The 16,747-nt window shown below is 54.0% G+C and carries 20 protein-coding genes; 19 read left to right on the top strand and 1 reads right to left on the bottom strand.

Annotated features, from left to right (window positions below):
- The first annotated feature begins 262 nt into the window (after window positions 1-262).
- The 11 genes from GT003_RS08685 to GT003_RS08735 all read left to right on the top strand — a co-directional run bounded on the left by GT003_RS08685 (window position 263) and on the right by GT003_RS08735 (window position 8,694).
- Window positions 263-859, top strand: a complete 597-nt coding sequence (locus GT003_RS08685; RefSeq protein ID WP_161696541.1) for an RNA polymerase sigma factor — start codon at window positions 263-265, stop codon at window positions 857-859.
- Window positions 856-1,458, top strand: a complete 603-nt coding sequence (locus GT003_RS08690) for an anti-sigma factor family protein (protein WP_161696544.1) — start codon at window positions 856-858, stop codon at window positions 1,456-1,458. Before GT003_RS08685 ends, GT003_RS08690 begins: the two co-directional genes overlap by 4 nt.
- A 77-nt stretch (window positions 1,459-1,535) precedes the next feature.
- Window positions 1,536-2,123, top strand: a complete 588-nt coding sequence (locus tag GT003_RS08695; RefSeq protein ID WP_161696546.1) for a histidine phosphatase family protein — start codon at window positions 1,536-1,538, stop codon at window positions 2,121-2,123.
- A gap of 173 nt (window positions 2,124-2,296) precedes the next feature.
- Window positions 2,297-3,544, top strand: coding sequence for a hypothetical protein (locus GT003_RS08700; protein WP_161696548.1), 1,248 nt, complete (start codon window positions 2,297-2,299; stop codon window positions 3,542-3,544).
- Between the two features lie 285 nt (window positions 3,545-3,829).
- Complete coding sequence (locus tag GT003_RS08705; protein WP_161696550.1) at window positions 3,830-4,015, top strand: IDEAL domain-containing protein; 186 nt, start codon at window positions 3,830-3,832, stop codon at window positions 4,013-4,015.
- 188 nt (window positions 4,016-4,203) lie between these two features.
- Complete coding sequence (locus GT003_RS08710) at window positions 4,204-4,623, top strand: DUF2487 family protein (RefSeq protein ID WP_161696552.1); 420 nt, start codon at window positions 4,204-4,206, stop codon at window positions 4,621-4,623.
- A gap of 255 nt (window positions 4,624-4,878) precedes the next feature.
- Entirely contained in the window at window positions 4,879-5,409 is a 531-nt protein-coding gene (locus GT003_RS08715) for a Rieske (2Fe-2S) protein (protein WP_161696554.1), read from the top strand.
- 15 nt (window positions 5,410-5,424) lie between these two features.
- Entirely contained in the window at window positions 5,425-6,096 is a 672-nt protein-coding gene (gene qcrB, locus GT003_RS08720; RefSeq protein ID WP_161696556.1) for a menaquinol-cytochrome c reductase cytochrome b subunit, read from the top strand.
- Between the two features lie 22 nt (window positions 6,097-6,118).
- The gene (locus GT003_RS08725; protein ID WP_161696558.1) at window positions 6,119-7,006 is read left to right on the top strand and encodes a menaquinol-cytochrome c reductase cytochrome b/c subunit; all 888 of its coding nucleotides are present in this window, start codon (window positions 6,119-6,121) and stop codon (window positions 7,004-7,006) included.
- Window positions 7,007-7,089: 83 nt separating this feature from the next.
- Window positions 7,090-7,725, top strand: a complete 636-nt coding sequence (locus GT003_RS08730) for a DUF1405 domain-containing protein (RefSeq protein ID WP_161696560.1) — start codon at window positions 7,090-7,092, stop codon at window positions 7,723-7,725.
- A gap of 42 nt (window positions 7,726-7,767) precedes the next feature.
- Complete coding sequence (locus tag GT003_RS08735) at window positions 7,768-8,694, top strand: sporulation protein YpjB (RefSeq protein ID WP_161696562.1); 927 nt, start codon at window positions 7,768-7,770, stop codon at window positions 8,692-8,694.
- A 26-nt stretch (window positions 8,695-8,720) separates the two neighbouring features.
- Here GT003_RS08735 and GT003_RS08740 read toward each other — a convergent pair whose 3' ends face one another.
- Complete coding sequence (locus GT003_RS08740) at window positions 8,721-9,542, bottom strand: YitT family protein (protein ID WP_239565759.1); 822 nt, start codon at window positions 9,540-9,542, stop codon at window positions 8,721-8,723.
- Between the two features lie 194 nt (window positions 9,543-9,736).
- Here GT003_RS08740 and GT003_RS08745 point away from each other — a divergent pair, with 194 nt between their 5' ends.
- The 8 genes from GT003_RS08745 to GT003_RS08780 all read left to right on the top strand — a co-directional run bounded on the left by GT003_RS08745 (window position 9,737) and on the right by GT003_RS08780 (window position 16,347).
- Complete coding sequence (locus tag GT003_RS08745; RefSeq protein WP_239565731.1) at window positions 9,737-10,072, top strand: nucleotide pyrophosphohydrolase; 336 nt, start codon at window positions 9,737-9,739, stop codon at window positions 10,070-10,072.
- A gap of 54 nt (window positions 10,073-10,126) precedes the next feature.
- Window positions 10,127-10,675 carry a tetratricopeptide repeat protein gene (locus tag GT003_RS08750; protein WP_161696568.1) on the top strand — a complete coding sequence of 183 codons (549 nt, stop codon included), beginning with the start codon at window positions 10,127-10,129 and terminating at the stop codon, window positions 10,673-10,675.
- 5 nt (window positions 10,676-10,680) lie between these two features.
- On the top strand, window positions 10,681-11,487 hold the full coding sequence (gene dapB / locus GT003_RS08755) for a 4-hydroxy-tetrahydrodipicolinate reductase (RefSeq protein ID WP_161696570.1): 807 nt from the start codon (window positions 10,681-10,683) through the stop codon (window positions 11,485-11,487).
- Window positions 11,488-11,549: 62 nt separating this feature from the next.
- Entirely contained in the window at window positions 11,550-11,966 is a 417-nt protein-coding gene (mgsA, locus tag GT003_RS08760) for a methylglyoxal synthase (protein ID WP_161696572.1), read from the top strand.
- On the top strand, window positions 11,966-12,664 hold the full coding sequence (bshB1, locus tag GT003_RS08765; protein WP_161696574.1) for a bacillithiol biosynthesis deacetylase BshB1: 699 nt from the start codon (window positions 11,966-11,968) through the stop codon (window positions 12,662-12,664). The genes mgsA and bshB1 overlap by 1 nt, the downstream gene beginning before the upstream one ends.
- Window positions 12,665-12,746: 82 nt before the next feature.
- A complete protein-coding gene (bshA, locus tag GT003_RS08770; RefSeq protein ID WP_161696576.1) occupies window positions 12,747-13,907 on the top strand; it encodes an N-acetyl-alpha-D-glucosaminyl L-malate synthase BshA in 1,161 nt (386 codons plus the stop codon).
- Between the two features lie 24 nt (window positions 13,908-13,931).
- On the top strand, window positions 13,932-15,332 hold the full coding sequence (locus GT003_RS08775) for a CCA tRNA nucleotidyltransferase (RefSeq protein ID WP_161696578.1): 1,401 nt from the start codon (window positions 13,932-13,934) through the stop codon (window positions 15,330-15,332).
- Between the two features lie 25 nt (window positions 15,333-15,357).
- Window positions 15,358-16,347, top strand: a complete 990-nt coding sequence (locus tag GT003_RS08780) for a biotin--[acetyl-CoA-carboxylase] ligase (RefSeq protein WP_161696580.1) — start codon at window positions 15,358-15,360, stop codon at window positions 16,345-16,347.
- Window positions 16,348-16,747 lie beyond the last annotated feature (400 nt).

Genomic DNA, 16,747 nt, shown 5'->3' on the forward strand with positions numbered 1-16,747 from the left:
GACACCGTAAATGCTTGGGTTCTTTGTGAAATATTTACCCCAAGCAGAAGCGACCCGTGTTACAATCGATGTAGATTATGTAAAAATGTGGGTTCTCGCTATCTGTCGAACGAAGAAGGAATTTGATACTATATCTCGAATTCATATAGTTCGAAGCGAGGAACATTTTATTTTTTATGATCGCGCAACTTTTCTCTCCCGAGTCGGTACAATGTTAAAACCGATTCGTGAGCACTCCTAAGGCCAAGGAGGGTCGCCCGCGATGACGGATTCCCAGCTTATACGCGAAATCAAGGATGGAAACATACAGCTGTATTCGGAGTTGATGCGGCGTTACCAACGTAAAATCCTAGCCTTTATCTTCCACATGCTGAAGAGCGCCAAGCTCGAGCTGCTGGCAGAGGATTTGTGCTCGGAAACCTTTTACAAAGCGTATCGCAGCCTTCACTCTTTCAGGGAAGTCGATGCTTCCTTTTCAACATGGCTGTACACGATAGCTAGAAATACGGTACTTAGCGAGCTGCGCAAGCAGAAAGCCGGCAACGTGTCGTTTGACGAAGTCGGTTTCGTCCCGATCGCCCCGCCCGAAGCCGTCCCCGAACAGCGGTTGTTGCAGAACGAACGGATGTCCATGGTTCGCGAAGCGATCAACAGTCTTCCGGAGAAACAGCGTTCCGCGCTTATCTTACGTGAGTACGACCAATTGGATTATCAAGAAATCGCCAATATTCTCGGTCAAACCGTAAGCTCCGTGAAATCGCTATTGTTTCGTGCGCGCAGCAGCGTGAAGGTTCAGCTTGAACCGTATTTCGGCGAATCGCCTATGCTGGAAGAGTACGAGGGGATGAAAATGCGATGAACTGCCAAGACGTGCAGCAGTCGTTCGGTGTTTATTGGGATTTAGCTGAAGATGACAGCGAACGCAAACTAGTGGATGAACATCTCCGGACCTGCGAGACTTGCAGGGAGGAATTTCGAATTTGGGAAGAGAGCGAACAGCTCATTCGTTCGTTTTCCGACGATACCGATGAGATCGGCCCCATCGACCATGTGAATCACGGCGTGATGGACCGGATCTATGCCGAGCAATCTTGGTTCATGCCGGTCGCGAGCAGAAGCTATCAATTCTCCAGGACGTTTCGCCGGAACGTGACGGCGATTATCGCTTGCTGCCTGGCGATGTTCGTGGTAGGTTTGTTTTATGTCGTTACGGGGAATCATGGCTCTTCGGCAACGGATGTAGCCAAGCTGACCGGATTGATCGAAACGGCTGACGCGGCTAGCGACGACGGCATTATACCCGCTTCCTTCTATGCGGATGTGCCCGTAGCCAGCATAAGCGATCCGATCGTCCTGAATATGGTGCCTACGATTCCGCAATACTATGTTGCGTTATCGCTTCTCGGAATCATCATGACGCTGCTTATTTTGAATTGGTTCTCACGAACGCGTAACTGACACATACATAATAGAGGGCTGAACGAACGACTCCGGCTGTCATGCTGGAGATTTTCTATTGAAAGAAGGTTGTTGGATTGCGGATCGGACTTATTCGCCATGGGCAGACGGAATGGAACGAGCTTGGCAAAATTCAAGGTCAAACCGACATTCCCTTAAACCCGGAAGGCATCAGGCAGGCGCAGGCGCTCGCTCATCGGTTGGTTCGGGAGCCGCTCCAATGGGATGCAGTCATTTCCAGCGACCTGCAGCGTGCCATGCAAACCGCCGAACTGATTGCCAAGACGCTCGGTATTCCGCAGCTGCACCCGGATACGCGTTTGCGCGAACGATTCTACGGCGAAGTGGAAGGCACGACGGAGCAGGAACGGCTTGCGCGCTGGGGACCGGAGTGGAAGAAACGCGACAACGGTCAAGAGAACGACGTACAGGTTCGGACGCGGGCGCTGTCTTTCGTCGAAGAAGCCGCTGCATCGTTTCCGAAACGCAATCTGCTCGTGGTTACGCACGGCAGCCTGCTCGCGCAGCTGCTTCAAGCCATGTGTGCCGAATTGAGCGACGCGCCGATTCGCAATCTTTCCTTCTCGATCATGGAACGCCAAGGGAGCGGCTGGAATCCGCTTCTGCATAATTGCACGCTTCATTTGGAACAGCTTCAGAACTAATCATTCCTTGCGCAATCAGCCGCCACCCTTGCATTCCTGCAAGGGTGGCGGCTTTTCTCTTACTCCCGTTCGCATAGCCATTGAAGTTTTTCTCGTAGCAAGGGTTATAAAAATCGCCAATGTTCCCATAATGATAGTAAACCTTCAAGAGGGATCGGGAACGGAGGCGGCGTATGAAACTAGCGGACATGCTCAGCTATGCGGACATTGGTCAGCTGAGCCGCATTGCGACAACCTATCAATGCGAATGCAATGGAAATTCGAAGAACGAGCTCATCCAGTCGATTTTGTCGACGGTCAACCGCAAAGAAGTATTCGAGGCGCAGATCGGCGCGCTGAAGCTCGAGGATCTGCGCTTCATGAATTCGCTGCTATTCGATGCCAGAGAGGCGTTCAGTCTCGAGGAACTGATTGCGCGGGTACAGCAGAGCAAGTTTGGAAGTTCCGGCGGCCAGCAAAATGTCGCAGCGGAGTCCCCGGCGGGCGTCGGTTCCGGCACGGCACCTCCGGCAAGGAAAAGCGGCACCAAAGCGCAAGCCCCCAAACGCGCGGCTAAATCGAAAGCGGCCAAAGATCGGCCGGAACCCGAAAGTGGACCAAGGGAAACCATTTCGCGCTTCAAGCAATACGGCTGGTTGTTCAACGGCTATGCGGGTCCTGAACGGTACCTGTTCCAAGTGCCGAGCGATCTGAAGGAACGATTCAAACAGTCGATGGAGCGCAGGTTGTCAGCGGAGGTGGTGTATGCCGACGAAGAGCCTTTCGCTTATCGTGACGAGCAGATGCTGATCGGCGAGGATATAGGCCATCTCCTGACATACATCCATCTCAACGAGGTACCGTTGACATCGGAAGGAACGATGTACAAGAGAAGTATCGTTCAGCTTCTCGAGATGTTCGGCGTCAAGGAGCCTCTCCCGGGCAAAGGCGAATGGAGATTCGGTTATGGGCGTAAGATCAAGGACTATCCGAATCGGTTCTCTCTCTTGTATGACTATTGTTACTACAAGGGCTGGATCGCCGAGCATGACGAGCTTCTTGAATTAACCGCATCGGGCAAGGAGCGTCAAGCGCTGCGGACTACGGAGGCACCGGACAAGCTGTACCAATTCTGGCTTCGTCTCTATAAAGGGCCGATACCGAATATCCGCTCGCTGGTGTATTGGATCGATAAGCTGGGGGCCAAGTGGGTCAAGGCGGAGACCGTGATGGGAACGTTGACCCCATACGTAAAGCCATTCTTTTACGACCAATCGGAGACGATTTTGGAGCAGCGCCTGATCGGCATGATGATGCACTTGGGGATGCTCCGAATCGGGGAGCACGCCGAGCATGGCCAAGTGATCCGGATGACGCCGCTTGGCCGAACGATCGTGGCCGGGCTCAGCTTGGACGACGAAGCGATCGTGTTGAACAGCTGAAGCCGCAGCAAGCTTGGGCATCTGCACATTCAGCGCTCGATGCGGGCCAACGTACTGCGCTTCTTGTAAACGGATGAATATAATTTAGTAGAACCCTTTCACTCAGTCTCGGAAAGAACAGAACACGTACCTAGGTCCCACCTATATGCTTTCACTTATTCGCCAGCGGGAGTCGTCGACATGGACAGAAGACGATTGGCATGGAGAAACGAAGACGATCAGGAAGCAAGTGGCGTAAGGAAAGGAATATAGGATCTCTGAAACGCTCAGTTGGAGGTGTATCCTATGGATAAAATGAAAGTATCTTATGAAGTGATGCTCGGACTTGCCGCGGAGATGATGCTCGATGAAGCCGTGTTGAAGTTTCGGACGGATAAGCTGTATGCCGCGATCGATAAGGCGCTGGCCACGGGCGACAAGGATACATTTCAACGCTTGACCGACGAATTGAAGTCGCTGCACGTTTCGTGACGCAGCCGATGCGGCACCACATACCGACAGACGATCCTTGCTGCCAGGACGACGGGATTCATTCCTGATCGTCTTGGTTTTTTTGTGTGTCGAATTTTCATTCAATAAGCTGCAGACGTTGTGGTATATTAATAGAATGGATTCAGGTACATATACACATGCTAATGGTTGGAGGAGAAGAGAGAAGTATGAAATTCAGCGAACTTAGCGCGGAGCAATGGGCAGAGCTCCAGCCTTATCTCGATACGGCGATTCTCCCCGTGACGGGATTGACGGGAGCCGAAATGCCGCATGAAGCGACGCGGCAGCTGGAACGGCTGCGGGATGTTCTCGCAACGATCGAGGTGCCATTCAAAGGCCGCGTCGTCACTTATCCTGCCCTGCAGTACGGACAGTGGTCGGATGCATTCGCGCAGCAAGTGAAGCAATTGAGTCTTAAACTCCGGTCGACGGGATATAAGTACGTGTTCCTCGCCTCGGCGATTCCGCTGCCGGCAGCCGAGGAAACAGGAGCGGATCTTGTCGTTTGCCCGACCATGGACAACCAGCTGCCCGAAGCGGGAGCCGTGAATGAAGACGTTCGCCGGATTTGGCTTGGCCGGGCGTGACGGTCGTCCCGATGAGCTGGCATGCATTTGCATAAGGTGACAGCGGATGGGGAAAAACAAATCCCAGGCAAGGTCAATTGTGACAAAATGATAACAAATTTGATCTCCCATTTTGAACTGTCCAGCAAATTGATTGCCATATTCTTGACGCTCCAAATCACCTAGGCTATTATAAGTAATGTCCTAGTTCATCGTATGTTTTGCCTTCTCCGGCAGAACACAAGATATGGCTCAGCAAAGGGGGTAGAACAGAAGATGAGTAACCATGAACAACACGAAAACACGCACGGTCCTGTGAAACGGAACGGTATGTCCCGGCGTCAATTTTTGTCGTATACGCTCGGAGGCGCTGGCGCTTTCATGGCAGCGGGCATGTCACTTCCGATGATTCGGTTCGCGGTTGATCCGATTTTGCAGAAAAAAGCAGCCGGGACGTGGATTAAAGTCGTCGAGGAATCGAAACTTACCAATGAACCGCAAGAATTCAAATTCAAAATCCACCAGGTGGATGGATGGTACGTGAGCGACCCTGAACTGACGGCCTGGATCTCCAAGGACGACCAGGGTAAAGCGTTTGCCCTTTCTCCGGTTTGTAAGCATCTCGGATGTACGATCGGATGGAACACGGAGAAGAACGAGGAGTACGTTTGCCCATGTCACGGCGCGCATTACACCAAGGACGGCAAAAACTTGGTCGTGGCACCTAAACCATTGGACGAGTATGACCTGAAGATCGAGAATAACTGGGTGTACCTCGGTCCGATCAAAGCAAACACACGGGTATAAGGAGGCGTAAATCAGATGTTTAAAGGTGTATACAACTGGATCGACGAACGTCTCGACATTACGCCGATGTGGAGGGACGTGGCGGACCACGAGGTGCCTGAGCACGTTAACCCTGCTCATCACTTCTCCGCATTCGTGTACTGCTTCGGCGGATTGACGTTTTTCATCACGGTTATTCAAATTCTGTCGGGGATGTTCCTGACGATGTACTTCGTGCCGGATATCATCAATGCCTACAAGAGCGTTGACTTCCTTCAGCATAAAGTCGCATTCGGCGGCATCGTCCGCGGCATGCATCACTGGGGCGCGAGTCTCGTTATCGTAATGATGTTCCTTCACACCCTTCGCGTTTTCTTCACGGGTTCCTACAAGGCGCCTCGCGAGATGAACTGGGTTGTCGGCATGCTGATTTTCTTCATCATGCTGGGTCTAGGCTTCACGGGCTACCTGCTTCCATGGGATAACAAAGCCTACTTCGCGACGAAGGTCGGTATTCAAATCGCTGAATCGGTGCCGTATATCGGTACATACATCAAAGAATTGATGCAAGGCGGCGAGATCGTAGGCGCTGAGACGTTGACCCGTTTCTTCGCGATTCACGTCTTCTTCCTCCCAGGCGCGCTGCTTGCGCTGCTGGCGGCTCACTTCTTTATGATCCGGAAGCAAGGTATTTCGGGCCCACTATAAGCCGAAAGGAGGCATTTTGCGAATGGCACACGGCCACAAATCGAACGAGAAAGTCGTATTCGTCGGTGACTCCCGGGTTCGTAAAAAAGCGTCTACAGGTCCTGTGACCCCACCAGACTATTCTGCTTACCCAGGCAAATCGGAAGCGTTCATTCCGAACTTCCTGCTGAAAGAATGGATGGTTGGCGTCGTCGTTCTCGTCGGGTTCCTCGTACTGACGATTTCCGAAGCGGCTCCGCTCGGATACCCGGCCGACCCTACGAATGCGTCTTTTATTCCGATGCCGGACTGGTACTTCCTGTTCCTGTATCAATTCCTTAAATTGCAATACGTGTCCAAGGATTACGTCGTACTCGGTACGGTCGGCATTCCGGGCGTAGCGTTCGGCGCTCTCCTGCTTGCACCATTCCTGGATACGGGCAAAGAGCGTCGTTTCTACAGACGTCCGATCACTTCGATCCTGATGTTCATGTCGCTGATCTCGGTGTTCTACCTGACGAAGCAGTCATGGGATCACTACGAGCACGAGCTGAAGATCACGAACTCGGTTCCGGAGCATATTACCCGGGAAGAGAAAGCGCGCGAGGCAGCGGAAGAGGCGGCCAAAGCCGGCTTGCCTGCCGGATCGCCACCGCCGGAAATTCCGCTTGTTGAAGCGAAGGATCCTACTGCTACGGCGATCATTGAGAAAGCAAAGTGCGTTCAATGTCACGGCACTGATCTCAAAGGCAACGATGCCGCAGGTATTCCGTCGTTCCATGGCATTGGGGACAAATTCAGCAAAGAAGAGCTTGTCGATATCGTGACGAACGGCAAAGACAACATGCCTTCCTTCAAGGATACGCTGTCCGCCGAAGAAATCGATCAATTGACGACTTGGCTCTCGAAGCAAAAAGCTCCTGCCAAATAAGCATAGCAGCACATGACAAAAACCTGATCGCTACAGACGATCAGGTTTTTTCCACATCGGACTCTTTCTAAGGAGGGTATACGTTGAAAGCAGCCGCATTACCGTGGCATCGAGATTGGCTAGCCAACCGTACGATTATATGGCTTTTGTTCATCGTTAACACGCTGGGTACTGTATACGGTTACATCTGGTATGGCTCGCAGATGGAATATACCGTGGAGAGGCAATCCGCCTGGCAGGTAATCTTTGTACCTGACAGCCCGACGGCAAGCTTGTTTTTTACATTGTCATTGTTGTTCCTGCTGTTTCCCCGGCTAGTCAAGCCCAACCTGATCGGTATCGGCATCCGCTCCATTATCGAAGCGCTTGGCGTCGTTACTTCCATTAAGTACGGCATTTGGGCAGTTACGATGATTATGGCCGGCGCCGCGCAAGGCGACCATTTGCAATGGGAGCATTATATGCTGATGGTTTCGCACCTTGGCATGGCGGTTGAGGCGGTATTATTCGTGCGGTATATGGTATTCGGACGGTTCATGGCCTTTCTTGCGCTTTGCTGGTTGTTAGTGAACGATACGATCGACTATACCTACTTCGTATTTCCTTGGCTTCCGGACGTGCTCGAAAACGATTTGTCGGCGATCCAGTCCTTTACCATGGGTCTGTCCGTGCTTAGCCTGCTCCTGACCTGGCTGTTTATCTCCTTGCGCAAGGTCTAAGTTGGGACATCCCTCCATACGATGTTAGGGGAGGGATGTTGCATGAAGGCATCGTCAATTTACGCGCTGGCCTGCGTCGGCGTAATCCTTGTTCTCGTTTCAAGCTGCAGCTTGAACGACAAGCCGAACTTTACCATCGTGAAATCGGCAATCGGGGCAGCGGCAGAACCGTCGGAGTCCGCCGCGCTGGAACAGCTGAGCAGCTGGTCGGATGCCTTGTATGCAGCCGCGAATCAATCCAATCGCCAAGAAGCCTATTTGCTGTTGCAGCGCATAGAGGAATTGGCAGCGACCGACGACGTTCGCAAGACGGGAACGCCAGCGGGATGGCATGCTTTCGATCTCAGCTTGCAAGCCGCTAAGAAAGCGATGTCCGAGAAAGGGACAACCACGCTCTGGTATACGGAAGCCGCCAGGCTGAAGCTTGCGAGCGATGCCGTGAATCGGCCGGAAGCTCCGTTATGGCTGCAGTACGAAGGCGTGCTTCGGGATGATTCCCAGCGGATTCTGACAGCCTGGCAGTCGCAGATCGAAGACCGCGCCATGGCGGCGGAAGCGGCGATCGGCATATACGGTGAGCACCTTGACCGTCTGGAAGTCGCCGCGCTGATGCAGCGGGATGCCGGTGAGCTGGAAGCCGTCAGGGAACGGCTCGACTATATGAAAGAAGTCGTGAAGGCCGTGGGCTCAGGTCAACTGCGCCACGAGACCGTGAATTCCGCTCTGGATCGCGTCAATGCCTCAGCCAGCGCGTTGTTCAAGGATCCGAGCGATGAAGGGGAACCGGCCGTTGCGGAAGCGATACCGCCCGGGGTAACCGTCGGGCAGCGCAGGGAAGGCAGCATGCAGCTTGCGGAGATGTTCATCGCGGCATTCGTAATGGGGGTTCTCGGCTTCGCCGGATGGCGCAAATACCGTGGCGGCCAGGAGAAAGGCATTCCGATCTCGCGGAATAAATTCAACGGATAAAATGAAATAACCGGCCCTTGGGCCGGTTATTCTTCTTTAAAGCCTTCTCCAAGGACCTCGTGCACGTCATTGATGATGACGAATGCCCGGGGATCGATGCTGCGTACGATAAACTTGAGCATTCTGATCTCATGGCGTGCGACGACGCAGTAGACTACTTGCTTGGGCTTGCCCGAGAAGGCGCCTTTAGCGGGAAAGATCGTGACGCCCCGGTCCATTTCCTTCGTAATCTTCAGCCCCATCTCGTCGCCGAATTCCGTGACGATCGAGAATTCCTTCGCAGCATAGGCGCCTTCCTGGATAAAGTCGATCAGCTTCGAGGCGATGAATACAGCGACGAGCGTATAGAGCACTTTCTCCTTCGGAATGTAGAGCAGCGACAAGCCGATAATGACGATATCAAGCGTCAGTATAACTTGTCCCATGCTCCAGCCCTTGAGCTTGGTGGCGATGCGCGCGATGATATCGACGCCGCCGGTCGTGCCGCCGAAGCGAAATACGATGCCGAGCCCGATGCCAAGCGTAACGCCGGCATATAGAACGGCCAGTATGTAATCGTTGGAGGTGCGAAACGGCACAATCCAGCCGATCGCGATCAGTTTCTCCATGAGTGCTAGAAAGACCGAAAGGGATACTGCGCCGAACACCGTATAGCCAGTTTGGGATTTACCGAGTATGCGCCATCCCACGAGGAACAGAGGAATGTTAAGCACGAGCGTCGATATCGACAATGGCCAGCCGAGCGAATAATTAAGCAGGATGGCGATACCCGTAACGCCGCCTTCCATTAACTGATTGGGGAGCAGGAAATAATGGAGACCAAAAGCATAAATCGCGGTTCCGAGCATGACGGGAATTAAGTTGCGCAACGTTTGCAGCGTAATGATTTTCAAAGGGATAAGCTCCTTTCGTATGTCGCTGGCGTAAATGAGAGCTACAACATAGTATGTCTCTTTACCCGGAAAGTCAAAAGCATTGTTTTCAGATACGGTTTGATATAACATATGAAGGGAAACCTCATGGACGGAGAGGAGCTGGAATCTTGTCGCAAAAGTCGCTCGCAGACATACAAAAAGAGGTTGACGCCTACATATCGCAATTCAAAGAAGGCTATTTCAGCCCGCTCTCGATGCTGGCCCGCATGAGCGAGGAGGTCGGGGAACTCGCCCGCGAAGTGAATCATCATTACGGCGAGAAACCGAAAAAGACGGACGAGGCGGACAACTCCATCGAGATGGAATTGGGCGATATCCTTTTTATCGTCATTTGTTTCGCCAATTCTTTGGGCATTGACTTGACCGAAGCGCATGATCAGGTCATGAATAAATTCAATACCCGGGACGCGAACCGCTGGACGAGAAAAAACGTCGAACCGTAAGCCGAGTTTCTACATATGCTGTACCATCAACCTGTGTACAAGGAGGATGGGCGGATGGAAATAGAAAGCAGCATCAAAAAAGCTTACGAAGCCATCCTGAGCGGCGATTTTGAACTGGCGATCCAACGGTTCGAGGAAGCAATCGAGCTGGAACCGGACAACGGAGCGGTCTATTATAAATGCTCGATAACCTGTGCGCGCAGCGGTAAATGGCAAAAGGCGCTTCACTACGCGGAACAGGCCGTGCTGCTGGACTCGGGACATGAAGAATACGACTATCATCTCCAAACGGTCAGAGCGAAAGCAATGGTCAGCGAAGCGGAACAGCTGCTGTCGCAGTCGTCGCCCGTCAAAACGGATCAAGCGCTGTCGATGTTAATCGAGGCGTCTCGCATGGATCCGTTGAATATGGAGGCGCTGCTGCTGCTTGGCACGATCTATGCTTCGCTGCGAAGATACGATGAGGGCGCTGCCTACGCGAGGGAAGCCGTCAGGCTCGAGCCCGAGCATGCCGCGGCGCGCAGCTTATATATGGAGCTGAAACGCAAGAGCAGAGCGCTCCGCGCATACGGCCAGCGAAGTAAACGGAAAAGGAACAGGTGACAACGATGGCGGGAGAACAAATTCGAGTTGCAGTAACAGGAGCCAGCGGGCGCATGGGCCGAGAGGTCGTCAAAATGGTCCTTCAAGACGAAGGCCTTGCGCTAGCTGCAGCAATCAGCCCTTCCGCAGGACCGGTCGATGCGGGAACGCTCGTCGGTCTTGCGCCATGCGGCGTGACGGTACAAGCCGACCTTGAAACCGCTTTGAAAGAAGCAAGCGCGGATGTTCTGGTCGACTTTACCGTGCCGCATACCGCTTATGACAATACGAGCTTGTCCATAACCTACGGCGTGCGTCCCATTATCGGAACGACCGGCTTGACGCCGGAACAGATGTCCGAGCTGGACGAGCTGTGCAAACAGAAAGGCATTGGATGCTTGGTGGCGCCGAATTTCTCGATCGGGGCTATTCTAATGATGAAATTCGCCGCTCAGGCTGCCAAATATATGCCGCATGTTGAAATTATCGAATATCACGGCGATCAGAAGCTGGATGCGCCGTCGGGCACGTCCATCAAAACAGCCGAACTGATCTCCGAAGCCCGTCAAGAGCTGCGTCAAGGCAATCCCAACGAGAAAGAAATCATCGAAGGCGCCCGCGGGGGTTATTATGACGGATTCCGTATACATAGCGTAAGGCTGCCGGGCGTATTCGCCCAGCAGGAAGTCGTCTTTGGCGGTTACGGCCAAACCTTGAAAATTCGCCATGATTCCTATGAGCGCGCGGGTTATATGCCTGGCGTAAGCGCAGCTTGCAAGAAAGTAATGACTTATACCGGACTTATTTACGGGTTTGAGCATTTGATGGACTAGCTGTCCGAACAGCCTGCCAATCGAGAGAGCTTGCGGACGATCAAGAGAGGAGTGCGGCGAGGTTGAACATCGCGTTTATTGCACATGATCGAAAAAAAGATGAAATGGTAAACTTTGTTACGGCTTACGAACATGTTTTTGAAGGGCATCAGTTATATTCCACGGGCACGACGGGACTTCGAATCATGGAGCAGACCAAGCTGAATCTGCATCGTTTCATGTCCGGACCGCTCGGGGGCGACCAGCAGATTGGCGCGCTCGTGGCGCAAAATGAAATGGATTTGATCATCTTCCTGCGGGATCCGCTGATGGCGCAGCCGCATGAGCCGGACATCATCGCGCTGCTTCGTTTGTGCGACGTGCAGGGCATTCCCGTGGCGACGAACGTGGCGACGGGCGAGCTGCTCGTCAGAGCGCTCCAGCGCGGCGATTTTGCATGGCGGGAGCTTGTACATAAATATAAACCGGGTGAAGCGTAATGATGGAAACCGTTGATTTTCTAGCTTTCGGCGCGCATCCCGACGACGTGGAAATCGGCATGGGCGGTACGATCGCCAAGCATGCGGTGCAAGGTTACCGCATCGCGGTCTGTGACTTGACCGAAGCTGAGATGTCCTCCAACGGCACCGTGGAAACGAGGCGGCAAGAAGCCGCTGAAGCTTCCGCGGTGCTTGGTCTATCGCACCGATCCGTCCTGCGTCTGCCGGACAGAGGGCTGACCGGCTCCGAGGAACAACTGCAGGCGATCGTTCGTGAAATTCGCCGTCTGCGGCCGCGAATCGTATTTGCGCCTTATTGGGATGACCGCCATCCGGATCATGTTGCTTGCAGCAGGCTGATCGAGGAAGCGGTCTTCAATGCGAAGCTGCGCAATTATTTGCCGGGCGTTCCGCCTGTACAAGTCGAGCAGCTGTACTATTATTTTATTAACGACAGCGGAAATGTCAGCCTTATTACGGATATCAGCGATCAGATCGGCACGAAGCTTGAGGCGCTGAAAGCTTACCGTTCGCAATTCGCGCCTCCCGCGCCAGGCGAAGACCGCGTGCAAACCCCGCTTACGGACCGTTATATCCAACGGGTCGAAGCTCGGGACATGCTGCTGGGTCAAACGCGCGGTTGGGCGCATGCGGAAGGATTTGCAATTCGGCGCCCGCATGCGGTAACGTTGTTTTAGAGCCGCCCGATAACGGGAGGCGTTGTAGAGTCAGCCGATCGCCGCATAGACATAGGTAGTGAACGAACTGGAGGTGTAACGCATGACTAGACGACTGAAAATCGGAATCACGTGCTATCCCACGCTTGGAGGCTCCGGCGTCGTAGCTACGGAGCTCGGCAAGCTTCTTGCGGAGAAAGGGCATGAGATTCACTTTATTACGCACAGCGTTCCTTTCAGGCTGGGCCAATTTCAAAAAAACATTTTTTATCATGAAGTCGAAGTCAACGATTATTACGTGTTCAAATATCCGCCGTACGACTTGTCGCTTGCCAGCAAGATGGCGCAGGTCGTCAAGATGCAGAATCTCGACATTCTCCACGTGCATTACGCCATTCCGCATGCCGTCTGCGCTTTCTTGGCGAAGGAGATGGTCGGCGGCAACCTGCGTACGGTGACAACGCTGCACGGTACGGACATCACGGTGCTGGCGCAGGACGAGTCGATCAAGGATCTCATTCGGATGGGCATTAACAAAAGCGATGCCGTTACCGCCGTGTCGAAAGACCTGATCCGCGAAACGCGAGAACTGCTCGATATCGAGAAGCCGATCGAGCTGACGTATAACTTCGTCGACAAACGGGTTTACTTCCCGCGGGAGTGCAGCTCGCTGCGCAGCGACTTTGCAACGAAGGACGAGAAGATCCTGATGCATATCTCTAACTTCAGACCGGTCAAACGGCTTCAGGACGTCGTCGATGTCTTCGCCAAAGTAGTGAAAGAGGTGCCGAGCAAGCTGCTGCTCGTCGGGGAAGGACCGGATCTGCCGAAAGTGCAGGCACGGATTCGTCAACTGGGGCTTCAGGACCGCGTCCATTTCCTTGGCAAGCAGGACGATGTCGCGCAAGTGATTTCCATAGCTGATGTCATGCTCCTTCCATCCGAGAAGGAGAGCTTCGGCTTGGTAGCGCTCGAAGCGATGGCTTGCGGCGTTCCTACGATCGGCTCGATCGCCGGAGGAATACCGGAACTGGTGACTCACGGAGAGACGGGATACCTGTCGACGATCGGCGATACGGATGATATGGCTTACAATGCCATTAAGCTGCTTCGCAACGATGTTCTCTACCGCCAAGTTCGCGAGGCATGCCTGAACCGGGCGCGGCGCCAGTTCTGCAACGACCTCATCACGGCCGAATACGAACGGATTTACTATAAGACGCTCGGCATCGAAGCGGATATTCCCGAGCCGGTATGCGAATAAAGCCATAGATAGGAGGGAGAGCCGATGTCGATGAGCGAAGCGCTGACAAAGGCGCTCCCTTTGCTGTATAAGCTCGAAGAACTCGGTTACGAAACGGTATTCGTCGGCGGCTGCGTTCGCGATACGCTGCTCGGGAAAAAGCTCAAGGATGTAGACATCGCAACGGCAGCGACTCCGGAGCAGGTGATCGCGGCCTTCCCCCATACCGTGCCGACCGGTCTGCAGCATGGGACGGTCACGGTCGTATATGAAGGCGAAACCTATGAAGTAACGACGTTCCGGACGGAATCGGAGTACGAGAAGTTCAGGCGGCCTTCGCAGGTTCGGTTCGTGACCAGCCTGCGGGAAGATTTGCAGCGCAGGGATTTCACGATGAACAGCATGGCCATGCGCGCGGATGGTACGCTTGTCGATCCGTTCGGCGGTCAAGACGATCTTCGGCGCGGGCTGCTTCGCTGCGTCGGCGAAGCGGATGACAGGTTGCGGGAAGACGCGCTTCGAATCTTAAGGGCTGTACGGTTCGCCGCCGCCTACGAGCTTCGCATTGCGCCGGCCACTTGGCGGGCCATATTGCGTCATCGGCATCAGCTGGCACATATCGCGATGGAGCGGGTAGGTCTGGAATGCGACAAAATGATCGGCGGAAACAAGCCGCATCATGCGGCCGCGCTTCTGGCCAGAGGCGGGCTGCTGTCTTGCACGAAAGACCCGCTGCCGGCAGAACTGGTCGAGGCTGCATCGTTGTATGGGGATTCAGTTCGGTTGGCGAGAGCAAGCGATAAGCAGCAGCAACGACAAAATCAGCAGCAAAATCAGCAGCTGGCGTATTCGATAAGCCAGCTGCATCGGTTGCCCGACGGCGATGATCGCTGGGCAGCCGCATGCGGCGCATTAGGACTTCGGGCCGGACAAGCCGTCGAACTATTCGGTTTGCTTAAATATTCGACCGCGAGAAGCGAGCGTCTGGCAGCTATTCTAGGCGTGCTTGAGGCAATGGCTCCACGGTTTATCTATTTCCGGGAGAAGCATGCTTCCTCCGCGCAAGAATGGCCGGCAGAAGAGCATCGCCACTGGATATTGACGATTTTACGGTTCGGTCAACCCGCCGCGAAGAGCTGGTGCGACATTACGATCGCCGTACCTTCTTTGCTATCGGTGCGTGCGGAAGCCGACGAACAACCTACGGCGGTCGACACTTACATCGATTTCCTGCGCAGTGCGCTGCAATCGATGGCCGCAGGAACCATCAAGGATTTGGCCGTCAAGGGCAAAGAGCTGATGAAGATGGCGGACTTGCAGCCGGGACCATGGCTGGGGCGGCTGCTTCAGCGGCTGTTAGAAACGGTTGCATTAGGCGAGATAACGAACGAGAAAGGCCCCCTCATGGCCAAGGCAGCCGCAATATTGGAAACGAACGAAGTTTAGCTGTACGAATCGAGGTGTATGGGCCATGAATAATCATCGTATTCTTGAACTGCTGGAGCAGCAGGGCGGTGAAGATTATATATCCGGCGAGCTGCTTAGCCAAGAGCTGCAAATCAGCCGAACGGCGATTTGGAAGCAAATCAAGAAGCTGGAGGCCGCGGGTTACCGCATTGAAGCGTCCCGGAGGCTCGGCTACCGCTTGGTCGGCCGGCCCTCCAAGCTGACGGCGCAGGAGCTCGGCCTGAAGCTGCAGGAGAAGAACGTAACGATGATCAGCGGCATTCGGCTGTTCGACGAGGTGGACTCGACGCAGAACATAGCGCAGCGACTGGCAGAAGACGGCGCTCCCGACGGAACGCTGGTCATTGCGGAACAGCAAACGAACGGCCGAGGAAGGATGGGCCGCAAATGGGTATCGCCCTCCGGCAAAGGGATCTGGATGAGCTTCGTGCTGCGTCCCGGCATGTCGATCCAATTCGCTCCTCAATTGACGTTATTGACAGCCGTGGCATTATGCCGGGCGCTTCGCGCGATTGCGCCGCCGCTGGATATCGGTATCAAATGGCCGAATGATCTATTGATCGCGGGCAAGAAAATCAGCGGGATTCTGCTGGAATCGACGGCGGAAGAAGAGCGGCTGCGTTACGTGATCGCCGGCGTCGGCATCAGCCTAAATCTGACGGCGGAGGATTATCCGCCAGAGCTGCTCGATATCGCGACCTCGCTTCGAATCGAGCTGGGCAAGCCGCTGGACAGAAGCGAGGTCATTGCCGGCTTCTTCTCGCAATATCAACAGTTGTATGCGATCTATCAGCGGGAAGGCTTCGCGCCGATTCAAACGTTGTGGGAAGCCTTGTCGGTGACGCTCCATAAGCCGACCCGTCTGATCATCGGCGGGGCGGAGACGATCGCGATGCCGATCGGGCTTAATGAACAGGGAGCCCTGCTCGTCCGGAAGGACGACGGCACGGTCGTTCCATTGTTTTCCGCGGAACAGGTGCCCCCGTCTGGGTAACCGTTCATAGACGAAAGACCGTTTTTTTGATATACTCCCCTTAATAACCATGCTCGTTAGTGGGGCGGTATCGTGTCCGCGAACCGCACCCTCGACCACGGGGATGGCGACGACCGTCATTTGAAAGGCAGTGCGCATTCTGCTCTGAGCCGTCAGGGACCGAGACAGAAGGAAGCCCGCTTTATAATACAAGATCGTATTGGAAACGATACGGAACTTGTATTTCTCCGAAGTGAAACTAGCCGCATCGCCTGCAATTCGGCGACAGTCGTTTCACCTTGGCCAGGATGTTCCTTTTTGGAAATATAAGACCGTATAGCGATCGGATTATACGCTGCTTGTATTTCATCGGAATGAAACTGCGTGGGCCGCCAGCAAGAGGGCAGCGTCGTTTCACCTT

The organism is Paenibacillus sacheonensis, assembly GCF_009909195.1.
Lineage (GTDB): Bacteria > Bacillota > Bacilli > Paenibacillales > Paenibacillaceae > Paenibacillus_Z > Paenibacillus_Z sacheonensis.

Coding starts and splice junctions, on each gene's coding strand:
- GT003_RS08685 (WP_161696541.1), top strand. CDS start 263: ATGACGGATTCCCAGCTTATACGCGAAATCAAGGATGGAAACATACAG.
- GT003_RS08725 (WP_161696558.1), top strand. CDS start 6,119: ATGGCACACGGCCACAAATCGAACGAGAAAGTCGTATTCGTCGGTGAC.
- bshB1 (WP_161696574.1), top strand. CDS start 11,966: ATGATGGAAACCGTTGATTTTCTAGCTTTCGGCGCGCATCCCGACGAC.
- bshA (WP_161696576.1), top strand. CDS start 12,747: ATGACTAGACGACTGAAAATCGGAATCACGTGCTATCCCACGCTTGGA.
- GT003_RS08705 (WP_161696550.1), top strand. CDS start 3,830: ATGGATAAAATGAAAGTATCTTATGAAGTGATGCTCGGACTTGCCGCG.
- GT003_RS08700 (WP_161696548.1), top strand. CDS start 2,297: ATGAAACTAGCGGACATGCTCAGCTATGCGGACATTGGTCAGCTGAGC.
- qcrB (WP_161696556.1), top strand. CDS start 5,425: ATGTTTAAAGGTGTATACAACTGGATCGACGAACGTCTCGACATTACG.
- GT003_RS08710 (WP_161696552.1), top strand. CDS start 4,204: ATGAAATTCAGCGAACTTAGCGCGGAGCAATGGGCAGAGCTCCAGCCT.
- GT003_RS08690 (WP_161696544.1), top strand. CDS start 856: ATGAACTGCCAAGACGTGCAGCAGTCGTTCGGTGTTTATTGGGATTTA.
- GT003_RS08740 (WP_239565759.1), bottom strand. CDS start 9,542: ATGCTCGGAACCGCGATTTATGCTTTTGGTCTCCATTATTTCCTGCTC.
- GT003_RS08750 (WP_161696568.1), top strand. CDS start 10,127: ATGGAAATAGAAAGCAGCATCAAAAAAGCTTACGAAGCCATCCTGAGC.
- dapB (WP_161696570.1), top strand. CDS start 10,681: ATGGCGGGAGAACAAATTCGAGTTGCAGTAACAGGAGCCAGCGGGCGC.
- GT003_RS08780 (WP_161696580.1), top strand. CDS start 15,358: ATGAATAATCATCGTATTCTTGAACTGCTGGAGCAGCAGGGCGGTGAA.
- GT003_RS08715 (WP_161696554.1), top strand. CDS start 4,879: ATGAGTAACCATGAACAACACGAAAACACGCACGGTCCTGTGAAACGG.
- GT003_RS08735 (WP_161696562.1), top strand. CDS start 7,768: ATGAAGGCATCGTCAATTTACGCGCTGGCCTGCGTCGGCGTAATCCTT.
- GT003_RS08775 (WP_161696578.1), top strand. CDS start 13,932: ATGTCGATGAGCGAAGCGCTGACAAAGGCGCTCCCTTTGCTGTATAAG.